Raw genomic sequence first — 25,563 nt, 5'->3', positions numbered from 1 at the left:
AGCTAGCCCTTGACCATCTCGATCATGTGATTGATCACGTGGCTGTGCTCACGCTGGGGACTGAACATGACGATTTCCGCGTCAGCGTCGACTTTGACGTTGTGCCCCGGCGGCCAGTGGAACAGGTCGTTCGCATTCACGGTCTCCCGCGTGCCCTTCGCATCGGTCGTCGTCAGCTGGCCGCGCAAGACGAAGCCCCAGTGGGGACACTGGCAGAGGTTGCCATCCAAGCCCTGGAAGAGCGGGGTGGTATCGACGCCCGCCGCGAGCGTGAAATACTCACCGCTGATCTTGTCGAATCCGGTCACGTCGCCGAAATCCATTCGCTGGCGGATCACGGCACCTGGGATCTCCATCCTGACGTCCACGTTGTCTTTCGCTACACGCATGCTCGTTCCTCCTTGTGGGGTGGTTGTTTTCAGGCTAGACCAATCGGTCTAGTTTTGCCAAATTAAACCCTATTCGGGCGCTGTCAATGGGATCTCGATAATAATTTAAGAGCCCCCAAAGTACCTTTCTGCAGCGAACCACACGCGGAGTTCAGGCACAAAAACCCGCTGCGCGGGGCTAATGGGGCGGCTGATGGGACTTCGGTGCCCGCCGCACGAAGTCTAAGACCGCTTCCGGCCTGCGGTCGCTCGCGCGCCCTCCAGCCTCCAAAACGCGGCCTAAGACTTCTGTGATTCAAGTCCCATCAGCCGCCCCACAAAAAAACCCCGCTTCGCGGGGTTAATGGGGCGGCTGATGGGACTTGAACCCACGACATCTGGAATCACAATCCAGCACTCTAACCAACTGAGCTACAGCCGCCGTGGACCTTTCAGATTAGCTCGACAGGTGGGAAAATGCCAGGGTGGGGCGGCGACGGGGTCGACGAAACTTTCCGTAGGCTGCCGCCACCCAAGAGAGTTGCCCTAGCGGGCTTTGAACCAGGGAGTTATTAAATGAATCGCCAAGTCAAACAGGTCCTGTTGCTTTCGACCTTCGCGGCCGCCTGCATGGGCGTGGGCATGGGCCTCAGCCACCGCTGGGTGGCCACCGCCCAGGAGGAGCGCCCGGTGACGGTGAATCCCACCGGTCTGGACCACCTGCCGCCCGTGGCGGAAGTGGCGGGCAAGTTGAACCCCACCGTGGTGGCCATCACCAGCACGAGTTTTGTGAAGTCGCCGCGCATGGTGGACCCCTTTGGGGGTGGGGATGACTTTTTCAATTTCTTTTTCGGGCCTGGCCACGGCCAAGGGCAGCCTCGGCCCGGACCGAGAGGGCAGCAGGAGGATGAACGAAGGGCGGAAAGCGGCGGCAGCGGAGTCCTGATCTCGGCGGATGGCGAGATCCTGACGAACAACCACGTGATCGAAGGCTTTCGCGGTGCCTTGGACAATACGTTGGAGGTGAAAACCTCTGATGGCAAGTCCTACAAGGCCAAGGTGCTGGGGCGGGACAAAGAACTGGATATCGCCCTGGTGAAGATCGAAGCCAGCCACCTTCCCTTCGCAAAACTTGGCGATTCCGATGCCATGCGGATCGGGGAATGGGTCGTGGCCATCGGCAATCCGCTGGGTTTGGACCACACGGTCACGGCAGGTATCATCAGCGCCAAGGGGCGCACCGTGACCACCGGGATCAGCTCCTTCCTGCAAACCGATGCCGCCATCAATCGTGGCAACTCGGGTGGGCCGCTCTTAAATCTGCGCGGCGAAATCATCGGCATCAACACCATGATCCGGGCTGACGGGCAGAACATCGGCTTTGCGGTGCCCTCCACCATGATCCAGCGGGCGCTGAAGGATCTGCGCGCGGGCCGCGCGGTGAGCCGCGGGTTCCTCGGCTTGCAGCCCGCTGAGCTGGAAAAAGGATTCCAGGAGGCGTTGGGCGTGAAAGAAGGCGTGGTGGTGAGCGATGTCACCAAGGGACAAGCCGCGGAGAAAGCTGGTGTCCAGCGGCTGGATGTCATCACGGCGGTGGATGGCAAGGCCATCTCTCGGCCGAATGAATTGGTGGAAACCATTGCGGCCCATAAGGCCGGTGATGTGGTGAAGCTCTCCCTGGTGCGGGACCGGAAAACGAGGGATCTCCTGGTCACGCTGGGGGACCGGAAAAACCTTGGCTCCCCGGACCAGCCGGAGGAAGAGAAGGACGGGTCCTCCCAGGGCGATTCGAAAGAGGGAAAGACGTTCAATTCCGAAAAAATCTACGGCTTCACGGTGGAAAACCTCACGCCGGTGAATCGGCAGGCCTTTGCCATTGCCGAGGACCGCAGGGGCGTGGTGGTGACCTTCGTGGCCGCGCGTTCAGACGCGGCCGAGAAAGGGCTTTCCGCTGGAATCGTCATCAATGCGGTGGGCACGCGGAGCGTTTCAAGCGTCCAGGAATTCAATGCCGAGGCCGCCAAGGCCAACGGGAAGGCGATGCTGCTGTTGATTCAAGGCCCTTCGGGTCCGGGCAAGGGGACCGTCGCCATCCTCCCGCGCTGACGGCGCCTCAATAACGAATTAATCCATGCGCCGCCGGGCAGCCACCCGGTGGCGCATGCTATTTCGCGGGACGGTTCGCCCGGTGGATTGCACCGCTGCGCATTTCGTTACAACGGCTTTCCCCGCTTCGGTTACAGTTGGAAGCTCACAACCTGAGGATCCCACCATGGGTCAGCGCCTTCTGATCGTGGACAGCGACCGCGCCTTCTTGAAGGAGCAGCAGGTCAGTCTGGAAGCTGCCTTCGAGACCGAAGTGGCTTCCAGCCCCGACGGGGTGATCGGGAAATTGGAAAGCGGCGCCTACGCAGCGGTTCTCATCTGCGTGGAGGTATCTGATAACAAGGGTTATGCGCTCTGCACGGCCATCCGGAAGAATCCGGGGCTCGCGGATGTCAAAGTCGCGCTCATCAGCGCCAAAGCCACCGAGGAGGAATACCGGCGCCACCAGAGCCTTAAAGGCAAGGCGGATCTCTACCTCCAAAAACCCATCGCCCCAAGCGCGCTGGTCGCTTCCCTCAATCCTTTCGTCCCAATGCGGAGCGTGGACCCGGACAATCCCTTGGGCGACCTGGCGGATTCCGATCTCGGCGAGGACTGGCTGGATGGGCTGAAGTCCGACATTGTTTCCGAAGTGGAGCGGCCGACGGTCCCCGAACCCCCCACCAGCCAGACCATGGCCATTCCGATGGCAATGATCCAGGCGCAGATGGCGGCTCCTACGAGCCAGGACAATGCCAGCCTCGCCATGAGCCAGGGCAGGGTGGCAGCCTTGGAAGCCCAGGTCAGCGGGCTCGAATCGACCGTGGAATTCAAGGATGCGGAATTGCGCCGCCTGCAGGCGGAGTTCGACCAGCTCCGGCACAGCCACGATTCCGTGACCCAGAACATGGAGGATCTGGAACGCCGCCAAGCGGAAGCCGAAACCCTCAAACAGCGGTTGGCCGATACCGAAGCGGCGCTAAAGAAGCTGGAGGAAACGCCGAAAGAGGAAAATGCGGACAGCCTCAAAACCCAGCTGCGCGGCGCCATGGGCGAGCGCACGGAATTGTTGCTGCAGGTTGAGGCCTTGAACAACCAGATGGCCGAAAAGACCACCCGGATCATGACCTTGATGAAGGAGAAGGACCATCTCCAGCAGCAGTCCCTGGACGATCAGACAAAGCTGGAGGCCATGGCTGCCGTCGAGGCGGAACGAGATGATTTCAAAGGAAAGCTGGAAACCCACGCGAGCCGGATCCAGGAACTTGAGTCCGCCCTGAACGAGGGCCTTGCCGCCAAGGCCAAGGAACTCGAATTGCTTTCCTCCACCCATGCGGAACTGGAATCCAAGCACAAGACCACCCTCGAGGCCTTCGCCGAGGCAGAATCCAAACTCAAGGTCGCGCTGAGCGAACTCCCTGCCCTGGAGGTGACCGTCCGCGGCCAGGGCCGCGAACTGGTCGAGCTGGGCAACCGGGTCGCCGCCAAGGACAAGGAAATCGAATCCCTGAATGCCAAAGTTTCTGCGCTGGATGCGGACGTGCAGGCAAGCCGTGATGAATTGAAGGCCAAGGAAGCGGCCCTCGCCAGCCTGGAAACCGCGAAGCAGGAGATTCAAACCGGATTTGAGCAGGCCCAAGCCGCCTGGGGGACGAAATCCGCCGAGATCGAAGCGCAGGTGGGCAAACTCCAGGAGCAGGCCCAGCAGAAAGATGACAAGATCGAGGCCCTCAAGGCTACGGTGGCCAGCGTCCAGCAGGTCCAGGAAACCCTTGAACGGGACAAGCAGGTTCTCCAGGGACAACTGGCTGAACGCCAGGAACGGTTGCAATCCCTTGCCACGATGCTGGCCGAAGCCGCCGACAAAATGCGCAAGGGAGCGGATCTGGCCCAGGGATGATTAGGGGCCGTTGCGGAGTGGCCAGCGCTTTTCTGGCCACTGCGTTACGGCCCCTTATGTCGGCCGCAGGCCGACGCAGGGGTCACCAAAACGTGGCCAGCGCTTTTCTGGCCACTGCGCCCCCTCCCCCCGGGCCCCGCCCCCCTCCTGCTCGCTGCGCCTGCAGAGCTGGAGCCTCTATGTCGGCCGCAGGCCGACGCAGGGGTCACCAAAACGTGGCCAGCGCTTTTCTGGCCACTGCGTTACGGCCCCTCCAGCTATCGGGCGCAAGGCGCCCTCCTGCTCGCTGCGCTCGCAGAGCCGGAGCCTCTATGCCGGCCGTAGGCCGGCGCTGATGATCCGATGACCGGCGGCGCCCTTGTCATCACGCCCATCCTCATTGGGCTCACCGCCTTTTTCGTGCTGGCCGAGTTTTCGGCGGTGCGGGTGCGGCCGACCCAGCTCGAGGCCATTGAGAAGAGCGACCCCCGGGCCTCCCTGGCGCTGAAGGTCCACCACGAACTCGGCCGCCACCTCAGCAGCATCCAGGTGGCCATCACCCTGCTGACCATCGCTGTGGGCGCCACGGGCGAAGAGGCCATGGTGCGATGGTTCCACGGCCTTTTCGGCGCGGCCTTCCCTTGGCCCCGCGTCGGGTGGCTGCTGGGCAGCGTTTCCGGCTTCCTGCTCATCACGGTGATGCAGGTGGTGCTTGCGGAGCTGGTGCCCCGCGGCATCGCCATCCGTCAGGCCACCACCTGGGCCCTGCGCACCGCAGCGCCCCTGTTGCTCTGGTCCAGCATCGTCAAACCTTTCACCTGGATATTGCAGAAGCTGAGCCGCGCCGTGGTGTGGCTCCTCGGCATGAAGCTCACCGACGAACCAGGAGATGCGAACCTGCCTTCTGAAGAAGAGCTGAGGCGCATGCTCGAGCGCAGCCAGGAAAGCGGGCAATTAGGCCTTTCCAAGGTCGAGCTCATCGACAACCTCTTCGGATTTTCAAGACGCACCATCAAGGAAATCGCCATCCCCCGGACCCAGGTCGTGTGTTTCGATCTGAACCACAGCCTTGAAGAGAACCTGGTCCTGGCCCGCAGTTCGCCCCACACCCGCATTCCCCTTGTGGACGGCGACCTCGACCAGGTGGTCGGGATCGTGCACCTGAAGGAGCTCCTCTGGGCGCTGCACGAGCGCGGCGGCGAGGTGGACATCCGGGACTTCGCGCGGCCGGCTTTCCTGGTTCCGGAGATGAAGCTCATCCAGGACCTGCTGCTCGAATTCCAGCAGCAGAAGCAGCACCTCGCCCTGATGGTGAACGAGCATGGCGGAGTGGACGGCCTGGTGACCCTGGAAGACGTGTTGGAGGAACTGGTCGGCGAGATCCAGGACGAATTCGATCTTGAAACCATCCAGCTGAGGAAGACGCGCAGCGGCGCCTGGCTGGCTCAGGGGCTGGTGTCCCTCGAGCAATTGGTGGACCACCTCGGCCTGGACCTCGCGGTCGAGGAAGGCTCCATCAGCCTCGGGGGCTATTTCCAGGAGCAGCTGGGCCGGGTCCTCAGGGTGGGCGACGAGCTGAAGATCCATGGCTGGCGCATCCGTGTGCTGGCGATGCGGGGCCTGGCCCCCAGCCAGTTCCTCCTTAAACCCTTAAAGGGAGGACGGGCCGACGGAGGAACGGAAGGCCATGCCGAACCCCGCCACGATTGATGGCTTCATCCTGGCCGCCGGACTGGGGACCCGCATGGGCCCGCTGTCCGCCGTCCTCCCCAAGCCCGCGTGGACCCTCCAAGGGAAACCCCTGCTGGGGTGGGGCGCGGAATCCATGCGTAGCGCAGGACTGGAGCATCTGGCCTGCAATGCCCACCTGCACCCAGAAAAACTGGAACGTTCGATGGCCGGTTTCCCGGGGCTCGAGATATTCCGGGAACCCCTGCTGATGGGTTCCGCGGGGGGCCTGCTCCACGTTCGAGGAAGGGCCGCCGATCCGCTTGCCGTATGGAATGGTGATGCGCTGGCCGAGGTTCCCTGGGAGGCCTTCCGGGATGCCCATCGGCGGAGCGGCGCGGACCTGAGTTGGCTGCTGTTCCCCCATCCCGGCGGGCCCTGGACCCAGGTGTGGGTGGATGAAGCAGGCCGTGTACTTGCCAAGGGCAAGACCGTCCGGTCCGTGGCGGCTCAAGGACCCTTTCTTTTCACCGGCGCGAGTTTGTGGTCTTCAAGAGCGCTGGCGCTGTTGCCGGAAGGACCCTCCGACACCCACGACCTGGTTCCCAGGCTGGCCCACCATGGCGGCGTGGTCGTCCCGCCGTTCACATGGCGGGAGATCGGCACCCCGGAGGCGCTGCTGGTGGCGGCCCAGGAATTGGCGCCCGGCCAGGAAGGCCGCATTCCCGGGTGCTATGTCCATCCGGACGCGGTGCCCCAGGGACGATTGCAGCATTGCGTGCTGGGCCCCGGCGCCCGGCCGCACCCGGCCATGGTGGACAGGGACGCCCTCTGGTTCGAGGAATCGGGTCGGCAGGTGCGTCTTGGCTTAAGCTAGGACTCTAGTGATGGACCCCCGCCTCCCCCGCGCCCTGGAACGATGGGCTTGCACGCATCCCCGCCCCTTGAGCGGGGATGCGGGCGCGCGCCAGTATGTGCGCGTGGCGCATCCCCAATTGGGCACGGCGCTGGTGGTGCTCTACCCTCTCGATGAGCCCGGAAGGAACGACCCCGCCTACTATGAATTCCGTGCCATGCACGCCTATCTCGACCCGGTGATGCGGATTCCCACCATCATCCAGACCTGGGACGAAGAACGGGTGCTGCTCGTCGAGGACCTGGGCGATGTGTCGCTCGAGCAGAGGCTCTCCCAGCATCCCGAAGAAGAAAGGGTCTGGGCGGACCGCGCAGGCTGGCTCCTGGCCACGCTCTTGGGACCGCTCACCGTCGGCGCGCCGCCCAACAGCTTTTTCATGGCCCGCTCTTTCGATGAAGAGAAGCTGGAATTCGAATGGGGCTACTGCCAGGCGAATTTTTTCCAGGAATTCCTGCGGAAGGATCCGCCGCGCTGGCTCGACCGGCTCATGCTGGAGATCCATGAAAACCTCGCGCCTCGGGCGCAGTTCCTGGCCCACCGAGATTTCCACGTCCGAAACCTGATGGTGCAGGGCGATCATCTCGTGGCGATCGACTTCCAGGACGCCCGGCGGGGAGCCGCGACCTACGACCTGGCTTCCATCCTTTTCGACGGCTACTGGGACTGGTCCAAGGAAGCGGGCGGACTCCTGCTGCGCCATGTGAGGGAAGAACTGGGATGGTCGGATGCCACGCTCTGGGAAGAACTGAACCTCTCGGCCCTCCAGCGTAATTTCAAGGCCCTGGGCACCTTCGGATATCAGCTCATGAAGCGCAGGAAGGCGCATTTCGCCCCGGCCATCCCGCGCACCTTGAAGCACCTGAGATCCCACTTCCGGCGCATCAACCATGGGGAAGGTGTGCTGGCCACGGAGAACTGGATGCGCATCGCGGAGAAGCGCCTCTGGAAGGAGAATGGTGACGAAACGGCCGGTGCCTCTTCCTGACCGGGGTCAGCCCGGTATCCACTCCACATCTGCCACGCCCGCCAAAGCGTTTTCGGCGCGGGCCAGGGCGAAGAGCCAATCGCTGAGCCGGTTGAGGTAGACGAGCACTCCAGGGGGCAGGCCCTCTTCATTGCCCAGCGCCACCGCATCGCGTTCGGCGCGGCGGCAGACCGTCCGGGCCAGGTGGGCATAGGCGCCAGGCAGGGTTCCGCCGGGCAAGACGAAGTGTTTCATGGGCGGGGCGAGCTGGGTCAGACGGTCGATGTCCGCCTCGATTTCGGACACCTTCCAGGTCGGCGTGGTCATTTTTTCCCCGAGTCGATCGAGGTGGCTGCTGGGCGTGGCCAGGATGGCGCCCAGGACGAACAGGTCATGTTGGATCCGCCGCAGGGCCTCGCGCGCTGTGGCCTTCTCGCTCACGTGCAGGCACAGCAGGCCAATGACGCTGTTGAGTTCATCGAGGGTGCCGTAGGCCCGGATGCGATGGTGGCTTTTCGTGACCCGGCTGCCGCCGAAAAGCCCTGTCATGCCTTCATCTCCAGTGCGGGTATAGATTTTCACTCGGTTCCTCCCGTATTCCGCCGCAGGTTCCAGTGCGCCATGGCGATGGCCAGGCGGGCCGCATCCGATTATTCGTGTCTCTTGCTCCAGGCAACGGTATCGCGGCGCCACTCCAGGAGGGCGGCGGCATCTTCGGAATCCAGGAGTCCGTTCACCGCGGCTTCCTGTGAAAGCGCTTCAAAAGTCGAAAGCACCTGCAGATCCACGCCGGCCTTGAGGAAGGCCTCCTCGGCCTGGGGAAGCCCGTAGCTGAAGAGCGCCAAGACCTGGACCACGACGGCATCTTCACGTTGCAGCGCCGCCACGCAATGCAGGCTGGACCCGCCGGTGGAGATCAGATCCTCGATGAGCGCCACGCGGTGGCCATCGGCGTGGGGACCTTCCACCTGGCGGCCCATGCCATGCTTCTTGGGCTCCGGGCGGACATACGCCATGGGCAGGTTCAGGCGGTCGGCGACCAGGACCGCCCAGGGAATTCCGGCGGTGCTGGTTCCGGCCACCAGGGTCGGGGAGAGCTTGGCGGTCCGCACCGCCAGCGCATCCGCGATGGCGCCTCGCAATCCCGGATGGCCCAGCAGTTGGCGGTTGTCGCAATAGATCGGCGACTTCAGGCCGCTGGCCCAGGTGAACGGAGCCTTGGGTGAAAGGCGCACGGCGCCTGCATCCAGAAGAGCCTTGGAGACATTCAATTCGCTCACGGAAGGTCCAGTTCCGCCACTGGTTGCTTGCTCATGTAGCGCTCGGCGCCATCGGGGAACAGCGTGACGATGCGGCTCCCGGCCGGGAGGTCCAAGGCTGTTTTGCGCGCCGCCCAGGCGTTGGCGCCAGAGCTGGCGCCCACCAGGCAGCCTTCCTTCGCGATGAGTTCCCGCGCGGTCGCAAGGCTGTCGGCGTCCGCCACATCCAGGATCCTGTCCGCGAGCTTGAGATCCAGGCTCCCGGGTATGAAACCGTTGCCGATGCCCTCCACGGCCCACTCGGATAAAGGAGCGCCGCAGAAAATGGAGCCAACGGGCTGCACGCAGACAGCGAGGATCCTCGGATTCAATTCCTTCAGCCGCCGCACGGTGCCCGTGAACGTGCCGCCGCTGCCCGCGCCGATGACCACTGCATCCACGCGGCCTTCCAGCTGTTCCCAGATCTCTTCAGCGGTTGTGCGGTAGTGGGTGTTCGGGTTGCTGGGGTTCTCGAATTGCTGGGGCACGTATGCATCGGGGATCGCCGCGGCGAGCTCCGCGCACTTGGCGATGGCGCCTTTCATGCCTTGCTCCTTCGGAATAAGCACCAGCTCTGCGCCCAGGGCCTTCATGAGCATCATCTTTTCGCGGCTGTACTTCGTGGGGACGCAGAGGATGCATTTGTAGCCCAGGGCCTTCGCGGCGATCGCCAGACCCACGCCGGTGTTGCCCGCGGTGGGTTCGATGATGGTGGAGACGCCAGGTTTGATCAGGCCGGCTGCCTCAGCGGCCGTGATCATGCCGACGCCGATGCGGTCCTTCACGCTGCCCCCTGGATTCAGGTATTCAAGCTTGGCGAAGACCTCCCGTTCGGGGCAGAAACGCTTTAAACGCAGCATGGGCGTGTGGCCCACCAGATCGAGAATTGAATCGACCACGGGGGTCAGTTGGCGGATCGCTGTGTGGGACATGGTTTCTCCGAACTTTTCATTCTAGGACTTAACTCCCGGCTGGACGAGGCCTCGTTGGGGACCGGTCATCTGAGCTGGCCGCACCGTCACTTCCGTTTGGCCTCGATCATGCTGTCGAGCCTTGCATCACCTTCATCTCCAACCTTGGCCATCAATGCTTTAGCTTCTGCCAGGATCAAGGCGCAGCGGTTCCTCATCCCATCCACGAAGGGGCCATCCTTGATGTCCTTCAAATTGATCATCACGTTCCAGAGCCCCCCGCGGACGCCCGTGTAGGCGGCGGCGCAGCCAACCAGGGCATCGGTCAGCGAATTGGGGTTGCCCGCCTGGGCCACCCGGTCCGCGAGTTTCATCGCTTCCAGGCTGAGTTCCGCGGTGCCCAAAGGCACGGCCACGGCCTCCTTCAATCCGGCCTGCATGGCCGCGCCGCGGGCTTTCTTTTCAGCGTCCGTGGTTTTCGGCAGGCGCAGTGCTTCCATGTAGCCATTGAAAGCGTTGGTGTCCTCATCCACGGCCAGGATCAAGGCATCCTTCACTTTCTGGGCATCTTTGGCGATGTCCAGGAGTTCACGGTCGATCGCCCTGCTGGGGGCCTTTCCCTGGGTGAGATTGGCCACCATGGAGGCCAGCGCGGCCCCCAAGGATCCAGCGAATGCCGCGATGGAGCCGCCGCCGGGGGCCGGCGTGTCGCGGCTGACTTCCTCGGTGAAGGCGGCCGCGGACATGGCCATCAGGCCCTGGCCGAATCTCTTCGGCAGGCCGATCACTTTCTTCTCGATGTCGAAGGGCGATACATCCGAGAGCCCCATGGAGAAAATGGCCATTTTCAGGACATCTTCGACTGGCACATAGGGCGATTTGCCCATGGCGCTCAGGTAGTGCTGCCCAGCTTGGTGGAGCGCTTGAAAGGGGACCAGACCCACGATTTCGCTGCCGGTAACCACGAGACCCCGATCCAGGGCCAGTTTCCGCGTGGCGTCCAGCACCGTATGCGGCGGTGTGGCGTGGTAATCGGTCAGGTTGATGGAAAGCTGGGCGCGGCCATATTCCTGGACCACCCATCCGATGGCCTTGCACTCCGTGAAATAGCCTGCCCGATAGGCTTTCTTGCCAGGAAGGGCTTCGACAGCCTCGGTTGAGCCGGTGTCGATGTCATTGAGCATCAGCAAATGGCGCAGCTCGTAGCTGTGCACCTGCCGGCAGTGGGTTTCGAGAGCTTCGAAGTCCAGGGCGTCGTGATCGCAGTTGCCGCAGGGGAAATGGCCTTTCTGGTAGAACAGCACCTCGCCGCTGGAGTAGTAGGCGCTGGTCTGGTTCCGGCGCGCGACGCGGCCCTTCTCGCGCAGTTCGAAGGCCAGGTCCGTCGCGTGGTCCTTGACGCGGCTGTTGAGGGTGATGTTGAAGGCGATCAGGAATTCCCGCGCGCCGATGATGGTGGCGCCGGTCCTGGGGTTGAATTCGGCGGGACCGAAATCCGGCGCCCAGGCCGGATCCTTCAGCTTCTGGGGCAGCGCTTCGTACTCACCCTTTCGGACCACCGCAAGGTTCCTGCGCTCCTCGGATCTGGCGGCGGATTCATAGAGGTAGACGGGAATGCCCAGTTCACGGCCCACACGCTCTCCCAGCCGCGCGGCCAGTTCCGCGCAATCGCCCAGCGTGAGGCCCGAAACGGGCACGAAGGGGCATACGTCCGTGGCGCCCATGCGGGGGTGGGCGCCGTGGTGGGCGCTCATGTCGATGGCATGCGACGCGGTCTTGATGGCCTGGAAAGCGGCTTCCAAGGCTGCCTCCGGATCCCCCACGAACGTCACGACGGTGCGGTTCGTGGCCGCGCCGGGATCCACGTCCTTGAGCTCCACGCCTGGGACCGACTCGATGGCGTCGGTGATCTGTTTGATCTTGGCGAGGTCCCGGCCTTCGGAGAAGTTGGGGACGCATTCGACTAATTTCATGGCATCAGGCATGCATTCTCCTGTCATTCCGGCTTTAAATCACTGACGGCTCAACCCTTGACGACGATGTTCACCAGCTTGCCATTCGGCGGCAGGACCACCTTGAGGATTTCCTTCCCGTCGAGGTGCGGACGCACTTCTGAGCAAGCCATGGCCGCCCCGCGGCGTTCTTCCTCCGTGGCGCTGGCGGGCAGGGTGACCCGGCCGCGGACCTTGCCATTGACCTGGACCACCACCAGGATTTCGTCCGCCTGCATCCATCCAGCGGAAGCCTCGGGCCATGGGGCATGCATCACGAAACCCGAACCGCCGAGCTGCTCGAACAGTTGCTCCGCGAGGTGGGGCGCCACCGGCGACAACATCCGGACAAAGGCGTCCAGGGCGTGCTGCATCACCTGGCCGCGGTGCGGCGAACTGAGGGGCAGGTCGCTGATGGCGTTGATCAATTCCATGAGGCCCGACACGACGGTGTTGAACTGATGGCGCACCGCTAGATCCTCGGTGATGCGGTGGATCGTCAGGTGCAGCTTGTGCATCAGATCCTTTTCCTCGCGGGTCAACAGATCCTTGGCGGGTAAAGGCTCCGTATCGATGGTGTGGTCATCCACCAGGCGCGCCACACGTTTGAGGAACCGCGTGGAACCTTCGATGCCATCGAAACCGGTCCAGTCCAGTTCCTTTTCGATGGGCGCGGCGAAGATCATGAAGAGGCGCAGCGCATCGGCGCCGTAGCGCGCCAGCACATCGTCCGGATCCACCACGTTGCCCTTGGACTTGGACATCTTGAAACCGTCCTTCAGCACCATCCCCTGGCAGATGAGCTTCTGGAACGGCTCATCGCAGCCCACCATGCCCAGATCCCGCAGGACTTTGTGGAAGTAGCGCGCATAGATCAGGTGCATGGTCGCGTGCTCGATGCCGCCAATGTAGAGGTCCACGGGCATCCAGGGATCCACGGCGGCCCTCTCGAAGGGCAGGCGCTCATTCTTAGGGTCCAGGTAGCGCAGGAAATACCAGCTGGAATCCACGAAGGTGTCCATGGTGTCGGTTTCCCTCCGCGCTGCGCCGCCGCAGACCGGGCACTTGGCATCAAGAAACGATTTCGACGTCGTCAGGGGCGAAGGCCCGTGGCCGATGAATTCCACATCCTCGGGAAGCCGCACCGGCAGCTCGTCTTCCGGGACCGGTTGGACCCCATGGTCAGGGCAGTGGACGGTGGGGATGGGCGTGCCCCAGTAGCGTTGCCGGGAAAGGCCCCAATCCTTCAACTTGAAGGTGACCGCTCCTTCCGCGCGGCCGCCCAGTTTGGCGATCATGGCCGCTGTTGCATCCTCGCTTCTAAGGCCGTTGAATTCACCGCTATTGATCAGGATGCCAGGCTCCCATGGACCTGCGCTCCCGATCGCTTCGATGACCTGGGGGATCGGAAGTCCGTATTTCCGCGCAAATTCGTGGTCGCGCTCATCGTGGGCTGGGACGCCCATCACCGCGCCGGTGCCGTAATCCATCAGCACGTAGTTCGCGGCGAACACCGGAACCAATTCACCCGTGAACGGATGCACCGCGTGGAGTTTCGTGCGGTGGCCCTCCTTGACATCCGCCACCAGCCGCTCTTCCCGGCTCTGCCCTTTGATCCGCGCGCAGAAGGCCCGCAGGCCGGCGTCCTCGACCGCCTGGGATTCGATGAGCGGGTGGTCGGTGGAAAGGGCCAGGAAGCTGACGCCGTAAAGCGTGTCCAGGCGCGTTGTGAAAACCTCGACCTGCCCGTGTTCCGCCACATCGAAACGCAATCTGGCGCCTTCGCTCTTCCCGATCCAATGCCGCTGCATGGCCTTGACATTGTCCGGCCAGTCCAGCTTGTCGAGGCCTGCCAGCAGCTCATCGGCGTATTTGGTGATGGCGAAGAAATACTGTTCCAGGGATTTCTGGACGACCGGATGCCCGGTGCGCTCGTCCTTGCCGTCCACCACCTGTTCGTTGGCCAGCACCGTGCCGAGAGCTTCGCACCAGTTGACGTTTCGCATGGCGCGGAACACGTCGCCGCGCTTCCACATCTGCAGGAACAGCCACTGGTTCCATCGGTAGTACTCCGGCAGATAGCTGGCGATTTCCCGGTCCCAGTCATAGCTGATACCGATCTTCTGGATCTGGGCTTTCATGTCGGCGATGTTCTGCCGGGTCCAGATCGCCGGGTGGATTCCATTCTTGATGGCGGCGTTCTCCGCAGGCAGGCCGAAGGAATCCCAGCCAAGGGGGTGCATCACCGCCTTGCCCCTCATCCGTTGAAATCGAGCGGCCACGTCCCCAAGGGTGTAATTCCGGACGTGCCCCATATGAATCCGGCCGCTTGGATAGGGCAACATCACTAAAACATAATAGGGCTGTTTCACTTCAGCATCTGTGGCAGAAATACGGAAGGCGCCATTTTTGAACCATTTAGATTGAATGGCCTGTTCCTGATTGAGGGGGCTAAATGTCATAATGCTCCTTGAGGTTCCCGTCAAAGTGACTTATGAATTCCTGGAAACACGTTCTCAGCGGTGCCGCATAAGCATTCATGCGGGTATCAACTTTTTCTATTAGGTAAAAATAACATTGACCTGGGCTCGGATTTTGGTTTTTCTCTAGAGTTGATCTAGTGTCGTCTTTCCTCGGTTTTATCTATCTCCAATAACCCCTTCCCAAAATCCCTTCAACCAGGAGGCTCTATGAGCAACCCCAATCCGAAACTTCGGAATGCGTTAGGCATTTCGGCACTCACGGCGTTTTCGCTGGTGATGATCGGCTGCGGCGGATCGTCCTCTTCGGCTCCGGCGGTGGCAACCAATGCGAGCCCCAGCGCTCCGTTGATCACCACGGGCCCGACCTCGGCGGTGACCAAGCACCAGTACACGTACAACCTTTCGTCGGTGGATCCCGAGGGCGATGCGATCACGTATTCGCTGTCGACGGCCAATGCCGATGTGAGCATCACGGGCAGCGTTCTGACCTACAAGCCCAGCGCGCCGGCCTTCGGCGGGGCTCCGGTGAACGTGACGCTGTCGGTGGTGGCCAAGGACGCACAACAACACGTCGCCTTCGGGTTCGGTGACGGTGAATGTGATTCCGAACCGGGCGCCGGTGTTCTCGAGCGGGAACAGCATCCAGACGATCGGGAACGGGGCTGCGGTGCCGGGGACGTTCACGTACGCGGCATCGGCGGTGGATCCTGATACGGATACGGTGACCTACGCGGTGAAGGCGGGTTCGGTGTCGATCGTGGACAACGCGGGATCGCCGGTGGCGGTGCCTTCGACGTGGACCGGCGGACTGCCCCCGATCGCGGCGGGCGTGGTGTCGTTCCCGAACCTGTCGGTGCCGGTGGGCAAGACGTCGGTGACGGTGGGATTCACGGTGGTGGCGAGCGACGTGGTGGCGTTCGGGGGAGCGATCCTTCAGAGCGCGCAGTGACCGCGACGTACTTCAGCGGGAACACGGCTCCGATCATCACGAGCACGTCGATTCCGGGAGTGCCGCAGAACCATGGCATTCCGGTGAATTCAGGCGTGCCGCCGTACCAGTTCAGCGCATCGGACACGGCGGGGGATCCCCTGACGTGGTCGTTGGTGAGCGCGCCGGCGGGCTTCTCGCTGACGTCGGGCGGCGTGTTGACGTGGAGTTCGAATTTCGCGACGGGATCGGATTTCGCGGTGCGGACGATCACGGTGAAGGTGACGGACGCGGGCGGGCTGTCGGACACGAAGACGCTGCAGATCAACATCGTGTCGGACACGAAGCCGAACTTCACGACGCAGACGTACACGGAGACCGTGACGAACGTGCAGTTCCACGATCCTTCGAACCTGCGTCAGAAGATCACGGGATACAGTTTCTTCAATTTCCTGGACACGAATGCGGCGGACCGGGAGTACTACGCGGATCCGAGCAGCTCGATCAAGGGGTGGCGCGCGGGCGTGACGGCGACGGACGCCGAGAACGACGTGGTGGTGTACAGCGTGAAGACGAATTCGGTGTTCCGGTTCGGCTCGCCGTATGTGGCGACGACGGATTCGAATGCGTCGCCGGCGGGCGGGCGGTATCCCTATGTGGTGCCGGGGCCGGCCGCGGACACGTCCGGAACGGGCGTGGTGCGGAATCCGGGCGAGATCGTGTGGCGTCCGGGCCGCAACCTGGGGAACCCCGGGACGAACGGAGCGGTGCTGAACACGGGCATCAACACGGACGCGCTGACGGGCTCCGTGGACGGGACGCCGACGCATGATCCGGCGAACTGGTCGTTCACGGTGGTGGCGCAGCAGTTGATCGGGACGACGGCGACGCCGGGCCAGTTCAACGAGACGACGCTGACCATCAAGGTGCAGCCGAACCACCAGCCTTCGATCGGAGCCCTGACGACGATCAACGTGCCGACCATCACGGCGGGCGTGAACACGGGCGCGGGAACGGCAGTGGTGCCGAACGTGGGCCGTCCTGCGATCCAGGAGCCCGTGGCGAGCGACACGAGCACGCCGGGAACGCCGAGCAAGTGGATCTGGACGATCGGGACGCCGGGAACGGCGGGTGCGGACACGGTGATCGCGGATCCGAACACGAACGGATTCCATGGGCACCAGGACGCGATCCAGGTGTTCTTCGGAAGCGCGCCGTTCAACACCGCGAACGGCATCGGCGTATTGTCGGCCACGGCCGGCAACTACCCGACCTTCGACACGACGGGGAACTACCCTGCGGTGGATACGACCGGGACGATCCCGAACGGCTTCTACAATCCGTGGCTGGGCGCGGTCCCGAGTCCCGCGACCTACACGGTGGCCTGGGCTCCGATCCGGATCCAGTACCAGCTGGGCCGCTACCTGGCCTGCGCCTATGGCATCACCAACGGCTACAATTTCCCGCTGAAGGTGGAGGACCAGTACACGCTGTCCAGCACCAACGAAGTGAGCATCTTCCCGATCTTCGGCACGGTGAAGCTCTTCAACAGCCGCTTCCGTTTCCTGGAGGATGATGGGACCGACGGCTACGAGCTGCCCCGCGGCAATTTCACCGCGGCCGGCAACTACCGCACCACCTCCGGTGCCTACACCTTCGCCTACCTGCCCATCGGCGTGAGCGCGGGCGCGGGCAACGCCGAGATCCTGGCTGCGGGTGTCAGCACCTATGGCTCGAAGCTCTTCGGCCAAGCCAACTCTCCTGTGGGATCCCCTGCTTCCGGTTACGGCACTGCGGCCGGCGGCTACACCGCCCCCAATACTGGCGGTCCCACCGCAGGCAACTGGCATACCCTGGATGCTGTCAACACGGGAGCTTTCTTCCCGCTCTCGACGGGCAACCCGCTGAACCCGCTCTTCAATCCTGCGGCCAACGCCGCCGCGGTGCCGGGAACTTTGGCCGGGGCCACGCTGACCTATACGCAATTCACGGGTTCTTCCACCGCGCCCACGGGCGTGTCGGTGACCGTGAGCGGCCCCTACGCGAACAACGAAGCGGATGCGCGCAAGATTCCTTCCAATTCCCCATACCACTTCTCCTTGGTTCAAACGACCATTCCTTACGGCGGCGCGGGCAACGATGGATTTACCGCCCCGCGTTATTACGACCTCCCGAACCAGCCGGTCTATGGCCCAGTACAGACGCTTCCACGTGAGCAGAGCTATGGCTGCGCGCAGAGCGAGGTGAATGTCCAGGCCGTTCTGCCGGGTCGTCCGGCCTACATGAGCGCTTATAGTTCCGGCGCCTTTGGCGTGGATGGATTCGCCAACAGCGTCGTGCTGGGTTCCATGCTCCGCCTGAGCTTCACCTGGCCGACCCTGGTGACCAACACCGCCGGTTCCTTCCCTGCCGCTGGCACCGCCAACACCTGGGGAACCACCGACGTCATGCAGGTGGCTACCCCCAATATCGGTGGCCGCGGCCGCTTCTTCTTCACAGGCAACTATGTCGGCGCCTCCGAGACCGACCCCCTCAACTTCTGGAAGGTTGGCTTCGCCAGCGCCACCGGCCTGACCACCACCACGGGCTTCAGCCAGGGTGTGGACTCGGCCCTCAGCCAGCCCATCCATGTGCCCACTGATTCGCTGTGGGTCCCGGCGGCCACCAATGGCCACTTCAACCTGTTGAACACCTTCTCCACACCAGCGGGTGGCTCCGGCTACACGGACATCCCCTTCGCCGGCGTCCACGGCTACCTTCAGGGCGGTTTCATCATCCCCACCATGAGCGCCCTGGCTGACACTCCAATTTGGGCTCAGATGCCAACTTGGAATATGAGCGCCTTTGTCATGGGTCCTTGGGCTTGGTTCTGGGGTAACGTCACCAACACCGGGTACGACCCTGATCGCTGGATGAATCCGGCCAGGATCGATACAGCAACTGGCGACCGCGCCTTCTTCCTGTGGATGAAGCAGGAAGCTCCCGATGTCGATGCCTATGGCACCTTCGCCGGTTCCTACCTGAACGCGGACGGTTCCACCGGCACACTGGCCGTTGGTGGCCACACCACCGCCACTGCCTTCACCATGGGCTCCACCGGCCTGACGGACACCCAGTCCCAGATCTCCTTCTCGGAGATCGGCACCCAGCTCGGCGGCGTGAACCAGGCCATCAACAGCGGCATCAGCATGACCGGCTGGGCCATCACCCAGTTCGAACAGCTCCGTTCCCTGGTTGCGGCCCCCGCCCAGTACGGCCAGGCCCCCCGGGCCCGCCTGGTGGATCCCGCCATGGTTCCCACGGGCTCCGACAACACGGTGGCGACCTTTGACAACGCCACCATTGGCACTTTCGACGGCATCACCAGCAACAGCCTGATCGTGTACGCGGTGCGCAACCGCGGGATCCTGGGCGAGGCGGGCATCGAGGCCAGCTCGCCGGTGCTGGCTCAGTGGTGGAACACGGGCCATGCGGATATCGATACCGCCAGCTTCCCGGGCGTCATGACGAACTACACCTCCAGCTTCCTGCCGGCCGGCGAGTTCACCGAAGTCGTCGAGCTCAAGCACAACTTCATCGGCAAGCTCGCCGCGCCTGATGCCACCACCACCGAAGTTCAGAAGGTCATTCTCTCCACGGGCATCATCGCGCCCAATGGCAACTCCCTGCTGACCAACGCGATCCCGGTGGTCACGCCGGTCCGCCAGTTGGCTATCAATGACCTGAAGATCAACACGGCCACGGGCACCACGTCCGTGGGCACCAAGCTGGACATCTTCAACGGCACCGCCGAGCTGAGCGCCAATGGCGCGACCTACGGCGTTCCCGCAGGCGGCATTCCCAGCTACAAGTTGTTCAACGGGAACGCCCTTCCGGCCAGCGATTATCGTCTGCACGGCAATTCCACCCTGCAATTGACCTTCCAGCCCGCCGTCAATGATCTTCGCCAGCCCTCCGGCTACGAAGTGACCCTCTATTCGGTCTACGCGTTCGGTGGTCCGTCGGTTGCGGTTCCTGTCCATGTGATCCGCATGGGCCACAGGGGCGGCATCGGCGCCATCCAGACCCTGAACTTCCCGAACCTTTGGGACTGGACCCCTGATTTTGGCATCCAGCCCTACGCCATCAAGGTCCGTAACATATGGATGGATGGAACGGAAGGCGCCGCCGGCCATTCCTTCGACATGGCCAAGGAACCCAATGCCAGCCGCTTCCCCATGGCTTGGGCGGACTGCCTGTCTGGCGTTTTCGTGGTGGACTTCACCTCCGCGACGCCGATTGCGCCTCCCCAGGGTGTGATGGGTACCGAGCTTCCCTCTCCATTCCAAAAGGGAATGCGTCCCGCCTCTCCGGGCAAGGGACCTGCCAGCGTCAGGAACAGCGCGTCCAATTGATCGCTGATCACTGAAAAAAGATCACAAATGAGCCCCCGCTTCGGCGGGGGCTTTTTTATATCCAGACAATACGGCTGTCCCCGCTCTTTTTGTGATAAGTCGACTCTTAGCCTGGGCCCTCGTTGGAATCGGAAGAGATAATATAATAAACGTAATGAATTCAACAGATGAATCGACAACTTGTAAACCAGTGAACATTGCGCGATTTGTTCTTGCCCAGAGGGCAAGATGCTCTTAATACTTAAAGTAGGCTATTAGGTTTCCGTGTTCGCATGGAGTCGATTTCGCTTTGGTGCTTCAGTTCAATGTTTCAATCCGTCCGGTTTCATTTCCGGCCTAACTCTTTTTATGGAGGTTCCATGAACCAAACTTCACTTCGGAATGCGTTAGGCATTTCGGCTCTCACGGCGTTTTCGCTGGTGATGATCGGCTGCGGCGGGTCGTCATCGTCGGCTCCGGCGGTGGCAACCAATGCGAGCCCCAGCGCTCCGTTGATCACCACGGGCCCGACCTCGGCGGTGACCAAGCACCAGTACACGTACAACCTTTCTTCGGTGGATCCCGAGGGCGATGCGATCACGTATTCGCTGTCGACGGCCAATGCCGATGTGAGCATCACGGGCAGCGTTCTGACCTACAAGCCCAGCGCGCCGGCCTTCGGCGGGGCTCCGGTGAACGTGACGCTGTCGGTGGTGGCCAAGGACACGCACAACAACACGTCGCCTTCGGGTTCGGTGACGGTGAATGTGATTCCGAACCGGGCGCCGGTGTTCTCGAGCGGGAACAGCATCCAGACGATCGGGAACGGGGCTGCGGTGCCGGGGACGTTCACGTACGCGGCGTCGGCGGTAGATCCTGATACGGATACGGTGACCTACGCGGTGAAGGCGGGTTCGGTGTCGATCGTGGACAACGCGGGATCGCCGGTGGCGGTGCCTTCGACCTGGACCGGCGGACTGCCCCCGATCGCGGCGGGCGTGGTGTCGTTCCCGAACCTGTCGGTGCCGGTGGGCAAGACGTCGGTGACGGTGGGATTCACGGTGGTGGCGAGCGACGTGGTGGCGTTCGGGGGGAGCGATCCTTCAGAGCGCGCAGTGACCGCGACGTACTTCAGCGGGAACACGGCTCCGATCATCACGAGCACGTCGATTCCGGGAGTGCCGCAGAACCATGGCATTCCGGTGAATTCGAGCGTGCCGCCGTACCAGTTCAGCGCATCGGACACGGCGGGGATCCCCTGACGTGGTCGTTGGTGAGCGCGCCGGCGGGCTTCTCGCTGACGTCGGGCGGCGTGTTGACGTGGAGTTCGAATTTCGCGACGGGATCGGATTTCGCGGTGCGGACGATCACGGTGAAGGTGACGGACGCGGGCGGGCTGTCGGACACGAAGACGCTGCAGATCAACATCGTGTCGGACACGAAGCCGAACTTCACGACGCAGACGTACACGGAGACCGTGACGAACGTGCAGTTCCACGATCCTTCGAACCTGCGTCAGAAGATCACGGGATACAGTTTCTTCAATTTCCTGGACACGAATGCGGCGGACCGGGAGTACTACGCGGATCCGAGCAGCTCGATCAAGGGTTGGCGCGCGGGCGTGACGGCGACGGACGCCGAGAACGACGTGGTGGTGTACAGCGTGAAGACGAATTCGGTGTTCCGGTTCGGCTCGCCGTACGTGGCGACGACGGATTCGAATGCGTCGCCGGCGGGCGGGCGGTATCCCTATGTGGTGCCGGGGCCGGCCGCGGACACGTCCGGAACGGGCGTGGTGCGGAATCCGGGCGAGATCGTGTGGCGTCCGGGCCGCAACCTGGGGAACCCCGGGTCGGTCGGAACGGTGCTGAACACGGGCATCAACACGGACGCGCTGACGGGCTCCGTGGACGGGACGCCGACGCATGATCCGGCGAACTGGTCGTTCACGGTGGTGGCGCAGCAGTTGATCGGGACGACGGCGACGCCGGGCCAGTTCAACGAGACGACGCTGACCATCAAGGTGCAGCCGAACCACCAGCCTTCGATCGGAGCCCTGACGACGATCAACGTGCCGACCATCACGGCGGGCGTGAACACGGGCGCGGGAACGGCAGTGGTGCCGAACGTGGGCCGTCCTGCGATCCAGGAGCCCGTGGCGAGCGACACGAGCACGCCGGGAACGCCGAGCAAGTGGATCTGGACGATCGGGACGCCGGGAACGGCGGGCGCGGACACGGTGATCGCGGATCCGAACACGAACGGATTCCACGGGCACCAGGACGCGATCCAGGTGTTCTTCGGAAGCGCGCCGTTCAACACCGCGAACGGCATCGGCGTATTGTCGGCCACGGCCGGCAACTACCCGACCTTCGACACGACGGGGAACTACCCCGCGGTGGATACGACCGGGACGATTCCGAACGGCTTCTACAATCCGTGGCTGGGCGCGGTGCCGAGCCCCGCGACCTACACCGTGGCCTGGGCGCCGATCCGGATCCAGTACCAGTTGGGCCGCTACCTGGCCTGCGCCTATGGCATCACCAACGGCTACAATTTCCCGCTGAAGGTGGAGGACCAGTACACGCTGTCCAGCACCAACGAAGTGAGCATCTTCCCGATCTTCGGCACGGTGAAGCTCTTCAACAGCCGCTATCGCCTGCGTTTGGACGACGGTAATGATGGCTATGAGGCCCCGCGCGGTGAATTTGCCGCAGCCGGCAACTACTGGACGGATACTTACACTTACACCTTCGCCTACCTGCCTTTAGGTGTGAGTGCAGGCGCGGGCAACGCTGAGATCCTGGCTCCTGGTGTCAGCACCTACGGTTCCAAGCTCTTCGGCCAACCAACCGCTCCAGTGGGGGCCCCTGCTTCCGGTTTCGGTAGCGCCGCGGGCGGCTACATCGTGCCGAACGACCCGACCGGTGATTTCACCGCGGGCAACTGGCACACCCTGGACGCGAACAGCACGAGTGGCGACTGGCCGTTCAGCACGGGCAATCCTCTGAACCCCCTCTTCAATACGGCCTCCAACGCCGCCGCCGTTCCCGGAACGCTGGCGGGTGCGACAAAGACCTACACCCAGTTCACGGGTTCTTCCACTGCTCCCGTGGGAGTGCCTGTGACCGTGAGCGGTCCCTACGCGGACAACGAAGCGGATGCTCGCAAGATTCCTTCCAATTCCCCGTACCTGTTCTCCCTGCTTTGGGTCAATGAATACTTCGGCGGCAACGGCACCGATGGATTCACCGTTGCGCGCATTCCCGACATGCCGAACCAGCCGACGGACAATTTCGGCCGCGCGCAGCTCTACCCCCGCGAGCAGATCTATGGTTGCGCACAGAGTGAGGTGAACGTCCAGGCCGTTCTGCCGGGCCGCCCGATGTTCTTCAGCAACTTCCAGCACGCCGCCGGCCCCTTCGGCGGCATCGGCGTCGACAACATGGCCAATGCGATGACCGTTCCGGGCGCAACGCTGCGCCTGAGCTTCACCTGGCCGACCCTGGTGACCAACACTGCCGGTTCCTTCCCAGCCGCCGGCAGCGCGAACACCTGGGGCACCACGGACATCATGCAGGTTGCCACGCCCAACATCAGCGGCCGTGCGCGCTTCTTCTTCACGGGCAACTATGTCGGCGTCTCCGAGACCGATCCCGCCAACTTCTGGAAGGTTGGCTTCGCCAGCGCCACCGGCCTTGCAACCACCACGGGTTACAGCCGCGGTGTGACGGCGTCCCTTAGCCAGCCCATCCAAGTGGTCACCAATTCCTTGTGGGTGCCCGCCGCCGCCGATGGCCACTTCAACCTGCTGAACACCTTCTCCACACCCGCGGGTGGTTCCGGTTACACGGATCTCCCCTTCGCGGGCGCCCACGGCTACCTTAGCCCCACCTTGCTTACTTCCATGAGCGCACTGCCCGACACCAAGATCTGGGCACGGAGCACCACCGGGGTCTACAGCGCCATCACGACGGCCAATTGGTATTCAGGTGTCACCACCACGGGCTATCTCCCCGAGGCCTTCTCGAATCCGGCCTTGCTGGATACCAGCATTGGTGACCGGACCTTCTTCCTGTGGATGAAGCAGGAAGCTCCCGATGTCGATGCCTATGGCACCTTCGCCGGTTCCTACCTGAACTCGGACGGTTCCACCGGCACACTGGCAGTGGGTGGCCACACCAAGGCAACCGCCTTCTCGATGCCTGCTATCGGCCTCACCGACACCCAGGCCCAGATCTCCTTCTCGGAGATCGGCACCCAGTTGGGTGGCGTGAACCAGGCCATCAACAGCGGCATCAGCATGACCGGCTGGGCCATCACCCAGTTCGAACAGCTCCGCTCCCTGGTTGCGGCGCCTGCCCAGTATGGCCAGGCCCCCCGGGCCCGCTTGGTGGATCCCGCCATGGTTTCCACGGGCTCCGACAACACGGTTGCGACCTTTGACAACGCCACCATCGGCACCTTCGACGGCATCACCAGCAACAGCCTGGTCGTGTACGCAGTGCGCAACCGCGGCATCCTGGGCGAGGCGGGCATCGAACCCAGCTCGCCGGTGCTGGCTCAGTGGTGGAACACGGGCCACGCGGATATCGATGCCGCGAGCTTCCCGGGTGTCATGACGAACTACACCTCCAGCTTCCTGCCGGTTGGCGAGTTCACCGAAGTGGTCGAGCTGAAGCACAACTTCATCGGCAAGCTCGCCGCACCCGCAGCCACGACCACAGGCGTACAGAAGGTTGTGCTCTCCACAGGCATCATCGCGCCCAATGGCAACTCCCTGCTGACCAACGCGATCCCGGTGGTCACGCCGGTCCGCCAGCTGGCCATCAACGACCTGAAGATCAACACGGCCACGGGCACCACGTCCGTGGGCACCAAGCTGGATATCTTCAACGGCACCGCCGAGCTGAGCGCCAATGGCGCCAACTACGGCGTTCCCGCCGGCGGCATTCCCAGCTACAAGTTGTTCAACGGGAACGCCCTTCCGGCCAGCGACTACCGCCTGCACGGCAATTCCACCCTGCAGTTGACCTTCCAGCCCGCCGTCAATGATCTTCGCCAGCCCTCTGGCTACGAAGTGACGTTGTACACCGTGAACACCAGCGGCGCCGGCACCCTTGCCACCCCACGCCACATCATCCGCATGGGCCACCGGGGCGGTATCGGCGCCATCCAGACCCTGAACTTCCCGGATCTGTGGGATATGACGCCTGATGCGGGCATCCGCCCCTACGCCGTCAAGGTCCGCAACATCTGGATGGATGGAACCGAGGGCGCAGCCGGCCATTCCTTCGACATGGCCAAGGAACCCAATGCCAGCCGCTTCCCCATGGCTTGGGCCGACTGCCTGTCCGGCGTCTTCGTGGTGGATTACACCACCGCGACACCGCTGCCTCCCGGCAAGAGCCTTCTTCCTCCTCCGGTCGTAGCGCCTGTGGAGCAAGGACTCACTTTTTAAGTCTACTGTAATAAGTTTTTAACCATAAACCCCCGCTTCGGCGGGGGTTTGTTTTATTCAGGTATGCCCGCCACCCCTGGAACACGGGCTTTGTTCGGCGGCGGTTGGGGAGGCATGAATAAATTTTTAGATATTGATAATAAACAAATTATCATTTCATCATACCAATATCCTGCATTCAATCTCTCGGAACTTGAGATTTATTCTTGCCGAAAGGCAAGGAGGTCCTTATATACTG

General features: G+C 62.9%; 16 protein-coding genes and 1 tRNA gene. 10 read left to right on the top strand and 7 right to left on the bottom strand.

What is annotated here, in order from left to right:
- Positions 1–2: 2 nt before the first annotated feature.
- Both IPQ13_08340 and IPQ13_08335 read right to left on the bottom strand, forming a co-directional pair.
- Entirely contained in the window at positions 3–389 is a 387-nt protein-coding gene (locus IPQ13_08340; protein ID MBL0210900.1) for a cupin domain-containing protein, read from the bottom strand.
- A gap of 344 nt (positions 390–733) precedes the next feature.
- Positions 734–810 (bottom strand) — tRNA-His (locus IPQ13_08335).
- Between the two features lie 134 nt (positions 811–944).
- Between IPQ13_08335 and IPQ13_08330 the strand changes: the two genes are divergently transcribed.
- From IPQ13_08330 to IPQ13_08310, 5 genes are all read left to right on the top strand, one after another.
- The gene (locus IPQ13_08330; GenBank protein MBL0210899.1) at positions 945–2,474 is read left to right on the top strand and encodes a trypsin-like peptidase domain-containing protein; all 1,530 of its coding nucleotides are present in this window, start codon (positions 945–947) and stop codon (positions 2,472–2,474) included.
- Between the two features lie 166 nt (positions 2,475–2,640).
- Positions 2,641–4,353 carry a response regulator gene (locus IPQ13_08325; GenBank protein MBL0210898.1) on the top strand — a complete coding sequence of 571 codons (1,713 nt, stop codon included), beginning with the start codon at positions 2,641–2,643 and terminating at the stop codon, positions 4,351–4,353.
- A gap of 342 nt (positions 4,354–4,695) precedes the next feature.
- Complete coding sequence (locus IPQ13_08320) at positions 4,696–6,042, top strand: HlyC/CorC family transporter (protein MBL0210897.1); 1,347 nt, start codon at positions 4,696–4,698, stop codon at positions 6,040–6,042.
- The gene (locus IPQ13_08315; protein MBL0210896.1) at positions 6,020–6,877 is read left to right on the top strand and encodes an NTP transferase domain-containing protein; all 858 of its coding nucleotides are present in this window, start codon (positions 6,020–6,022) and stop codon (positions 6,875–6,877) included. The genes IPQ13_08320 and IPQ13_08315 overlap by 23 nt, the downstream gene beginning before the upstream one ends.
- Positions 6,878–6,887: 10 nt before the next feature.
- Positions 6,888–7,901: a phosphotransferase gene (locus tag IPQ13_08310; GenBank protein ID MBL0210895.1), complete on the top strand. Its 1,014-nt coding sequence runs from the start codon at positions 6,888–6,890 to the stop codon at positions 7,899–7,901.
- A gap of 6 nt (positions 7,902–7,907) precedes the next feature.
- Here the strand turns inward: IPQ13_08310 and IPQ13_08305 are convergent, their stop codons facing one another.
- The 5 genes from IPQ13_08305 to IPQ13_08285 all read right to left on the bottom strand — a co-directional run bounded on the left by IPQ13_08305 (position 7,908) and on the right by IPQ13_08285 (position 14,542).
- A complete protein-coding gene (locus IPQ13_08305; GenBank protein ID MBL0210894.1) occupies positions 7,908–8,462 on the bottom strand; it encodes a cob(I)yrinic acid a,c-diamide adenosyltransferase in 555 nt (184 codons plus the stop codon).
- A 68-nt stretch (positions 8,463–8,530) separates the two neighbouring features.
- Complete coding sequence (gene pyrE, locus IPQ13_08300) at positions 8,531–9,160, bottom strand: orotate phosphoribosyltransferase (GenBank protein ID MBL0210893.1); 630 nt, start codon at positions 9,158–9,160, stop codon at positions 8,531–8,533.
- Positions 9,157–10,110 carry a cysteine synthase family protein gene (locus tag IPQ13_08295; protein MBL0210892.1) on the bottom strand — a complete coding sequence of 318 codons (954 nt, stop codon included), beginning with the start codon at positions 10,108–10,110 and terminating at the stop codon, positions 9,157–9,159. The genes pyrE and IPQ13_08295 overlap by 4 nt, the downstream gene beginning before the upstream one ends.
- A gap of 86 nt (positions 10,111–10,196) precedes the next feature.
- Positions 10,197–12,062, bottom strand: a complete 1,866-nt coding sequence (gene ftcD, locus IPQ13_08290) for a glutamate formimidoyltransferase (protein MBL0210891.1) — start codon at positions 12,060–12,062, stop codon at positions 10,197–10,199.
- A gap of 50 nt (positions 12,063–12,112) precedes the next feature.
- Complete coding sequence (locus IPQ13_08285; protein MBL0210890.1) at positions 12,113–14,542, bottom strand: leucine--tRNA ligase; 2,430 nt, start codon at positions 14,540–14,542, stop codon at positions 12,113–12,115.
- Between the two features lie 228 nt (positions 14,543–14,770).
- Here IPQ13_08285 and IPQ13_08280 point away from each other — a divergent pair, with 228 nt between their 5' ends.
- The 5 genes from IPQ13_08280 (at position 14,771) to IPQ13_08260 (ending at position 25,325) form a co-directional block, all read left to right on the top strand.
- Positions 14,771–15,274, top strand: coding sequence for a hypothetical protein (locus tag IPQ13_08280; protein ID MBL0210889.1), 504 nt, complete (start codon positions 14,771–14,773; stop codon positions 15,272–15,274).
- Positions 15,264–15,512, top strand: a complete 249-nt coding sequence (locus tag IPQ13_08275) for a hypothetical protein (GenBank protein ID MBL0210888.1) — start codon at positions 15,264–15,266, stop codon at positions 15,510–15,512. Before IPQ13_08280 ends, IPQ13_08275 begins: the two co-directional genes overlap by 11 nt.
- A complete protein-coding gene (locus tag IPQ13_08270) occupies positions 15,509–19,885 on the top strand; it encodes a hypothetical protein (GenBank protein MBL0210887.1) in 4,377 nt (1,458 codons plus the stop codon). The genes IPQ13_08275 and IPQ13_08270 overlap by 4 nt, the downstream gene beginning before the upstream one ends.
- A gap of 359 nt (positions 19,886–20,244) precedes the next feature.
- Complete coding sequence (locus tag IPQ13_08265) at positions 20,245–21,126, top strand: hypothetical protein (protein ID MBL0210886.1); 882 nt, start codon at positions 20,245–20,247, stop codon at positions 21,124–21,126.
- An 11-nt stretch (positions 21,127–21,137) separates the two neighbouring features.
- Positions 21,138–25,325: a hypothetical protein gene (locus tag IPQ13_08260; protein MBL0210885.1), complete on the top strand. Its 4,188-nt coding sequence runs from the start codon at positions 21,138–21,140 to the stop codon at positions 25,323–25,325.
- Positions 25,326–25,563 lie beyond the last annotated feature (238 nt).

The sequence above is a fragment of the Holophagaceae bacterium genome (assembly GCA_016720465.1).
Taxonomy (GTDB): Bacteria; Acidobacteriota; Holophagae; order Holophagales; family Holophagaceae; genus JANXPB01.
Note: the sequence above shows the minus strand (reverse complement) of the source record. Positions and strands in the feature narration are given on the sequence as shown.

Coding starts and splice junctions, on each gene's coding strand:
- IPQ13_08315 (MBL0210896.1), top strand. CDS start 6,020: ATGCCGAACCCCGCCACGATTGATGGCTTCATCCTGGCCGCCGGACTG.
- IPQ13_08330 (MBL0210899.1), top strand. CDS start 945: ATGAATCGCCAAGTCAAACAGGTCCTGTTGCTTTCGACCTTCGCGGCC.
- IPQ13_08295 (MBL0210892.1), bottom strand. CDS start 10,110: ATGTCCCACACAGCGATCCGCCAACTGACCCCCGTGGTCGATTCAATT.
- ftcD (MBL0210891.1), bottom strand. CDS start 12,062: ATGAAATTAGTCGAATGCGTCCCCAACTTCTCCGAAGGCCGGGACCTC.
- IPQ13_08320 (MBL0210897.1), top strand. CDS start 4,696: ATGACCGGCGGCGCCCTTGTCATCACGCCCATCCTCATTGGGCTCACC.
- IPQ13_08325 (MBL0210898.1), top strand. CDS start 2,641: ATGGGTCAGCGCCTTCTGATCGTGGACAGCGACCGCGCCTTCTTGAAG.
- IPQ13_08310 (MBL0210895.1), top strand. CDS start 6,888: ATGGACCCCCGCCTCCCCCGCGCCCTGGAACGATGGGCTTGCACGCAT.
- IPQ13_08265 (MBL0210886.1), top strand. CDS start 20,245: ATGAACCAAACTTCACTTCGGAATGCGTTAGGCATTTCGGCTCTCACG.
- IPQ13_08280 (MBL0210889.1), top strand. CDS start 14,771: ATGAGCAACCCCAATCCGAAACTTCGGAATGCGTTAGGCATTTCGGCA.
- IPQ13_08340 (MBL0210900.1), bottom strand. CDS start 389: ATGCGTGTAGCGAAAGACAACGTGGACGTCAGGATGGAGATCCCAGGT.
- IPQ13_08285 (MBL0210890.1), bottom strand. CDS start 14,542: ATGACATTTAGCCCCCTCAATCAGGAACAGGCCATTCAATCTAAATGG.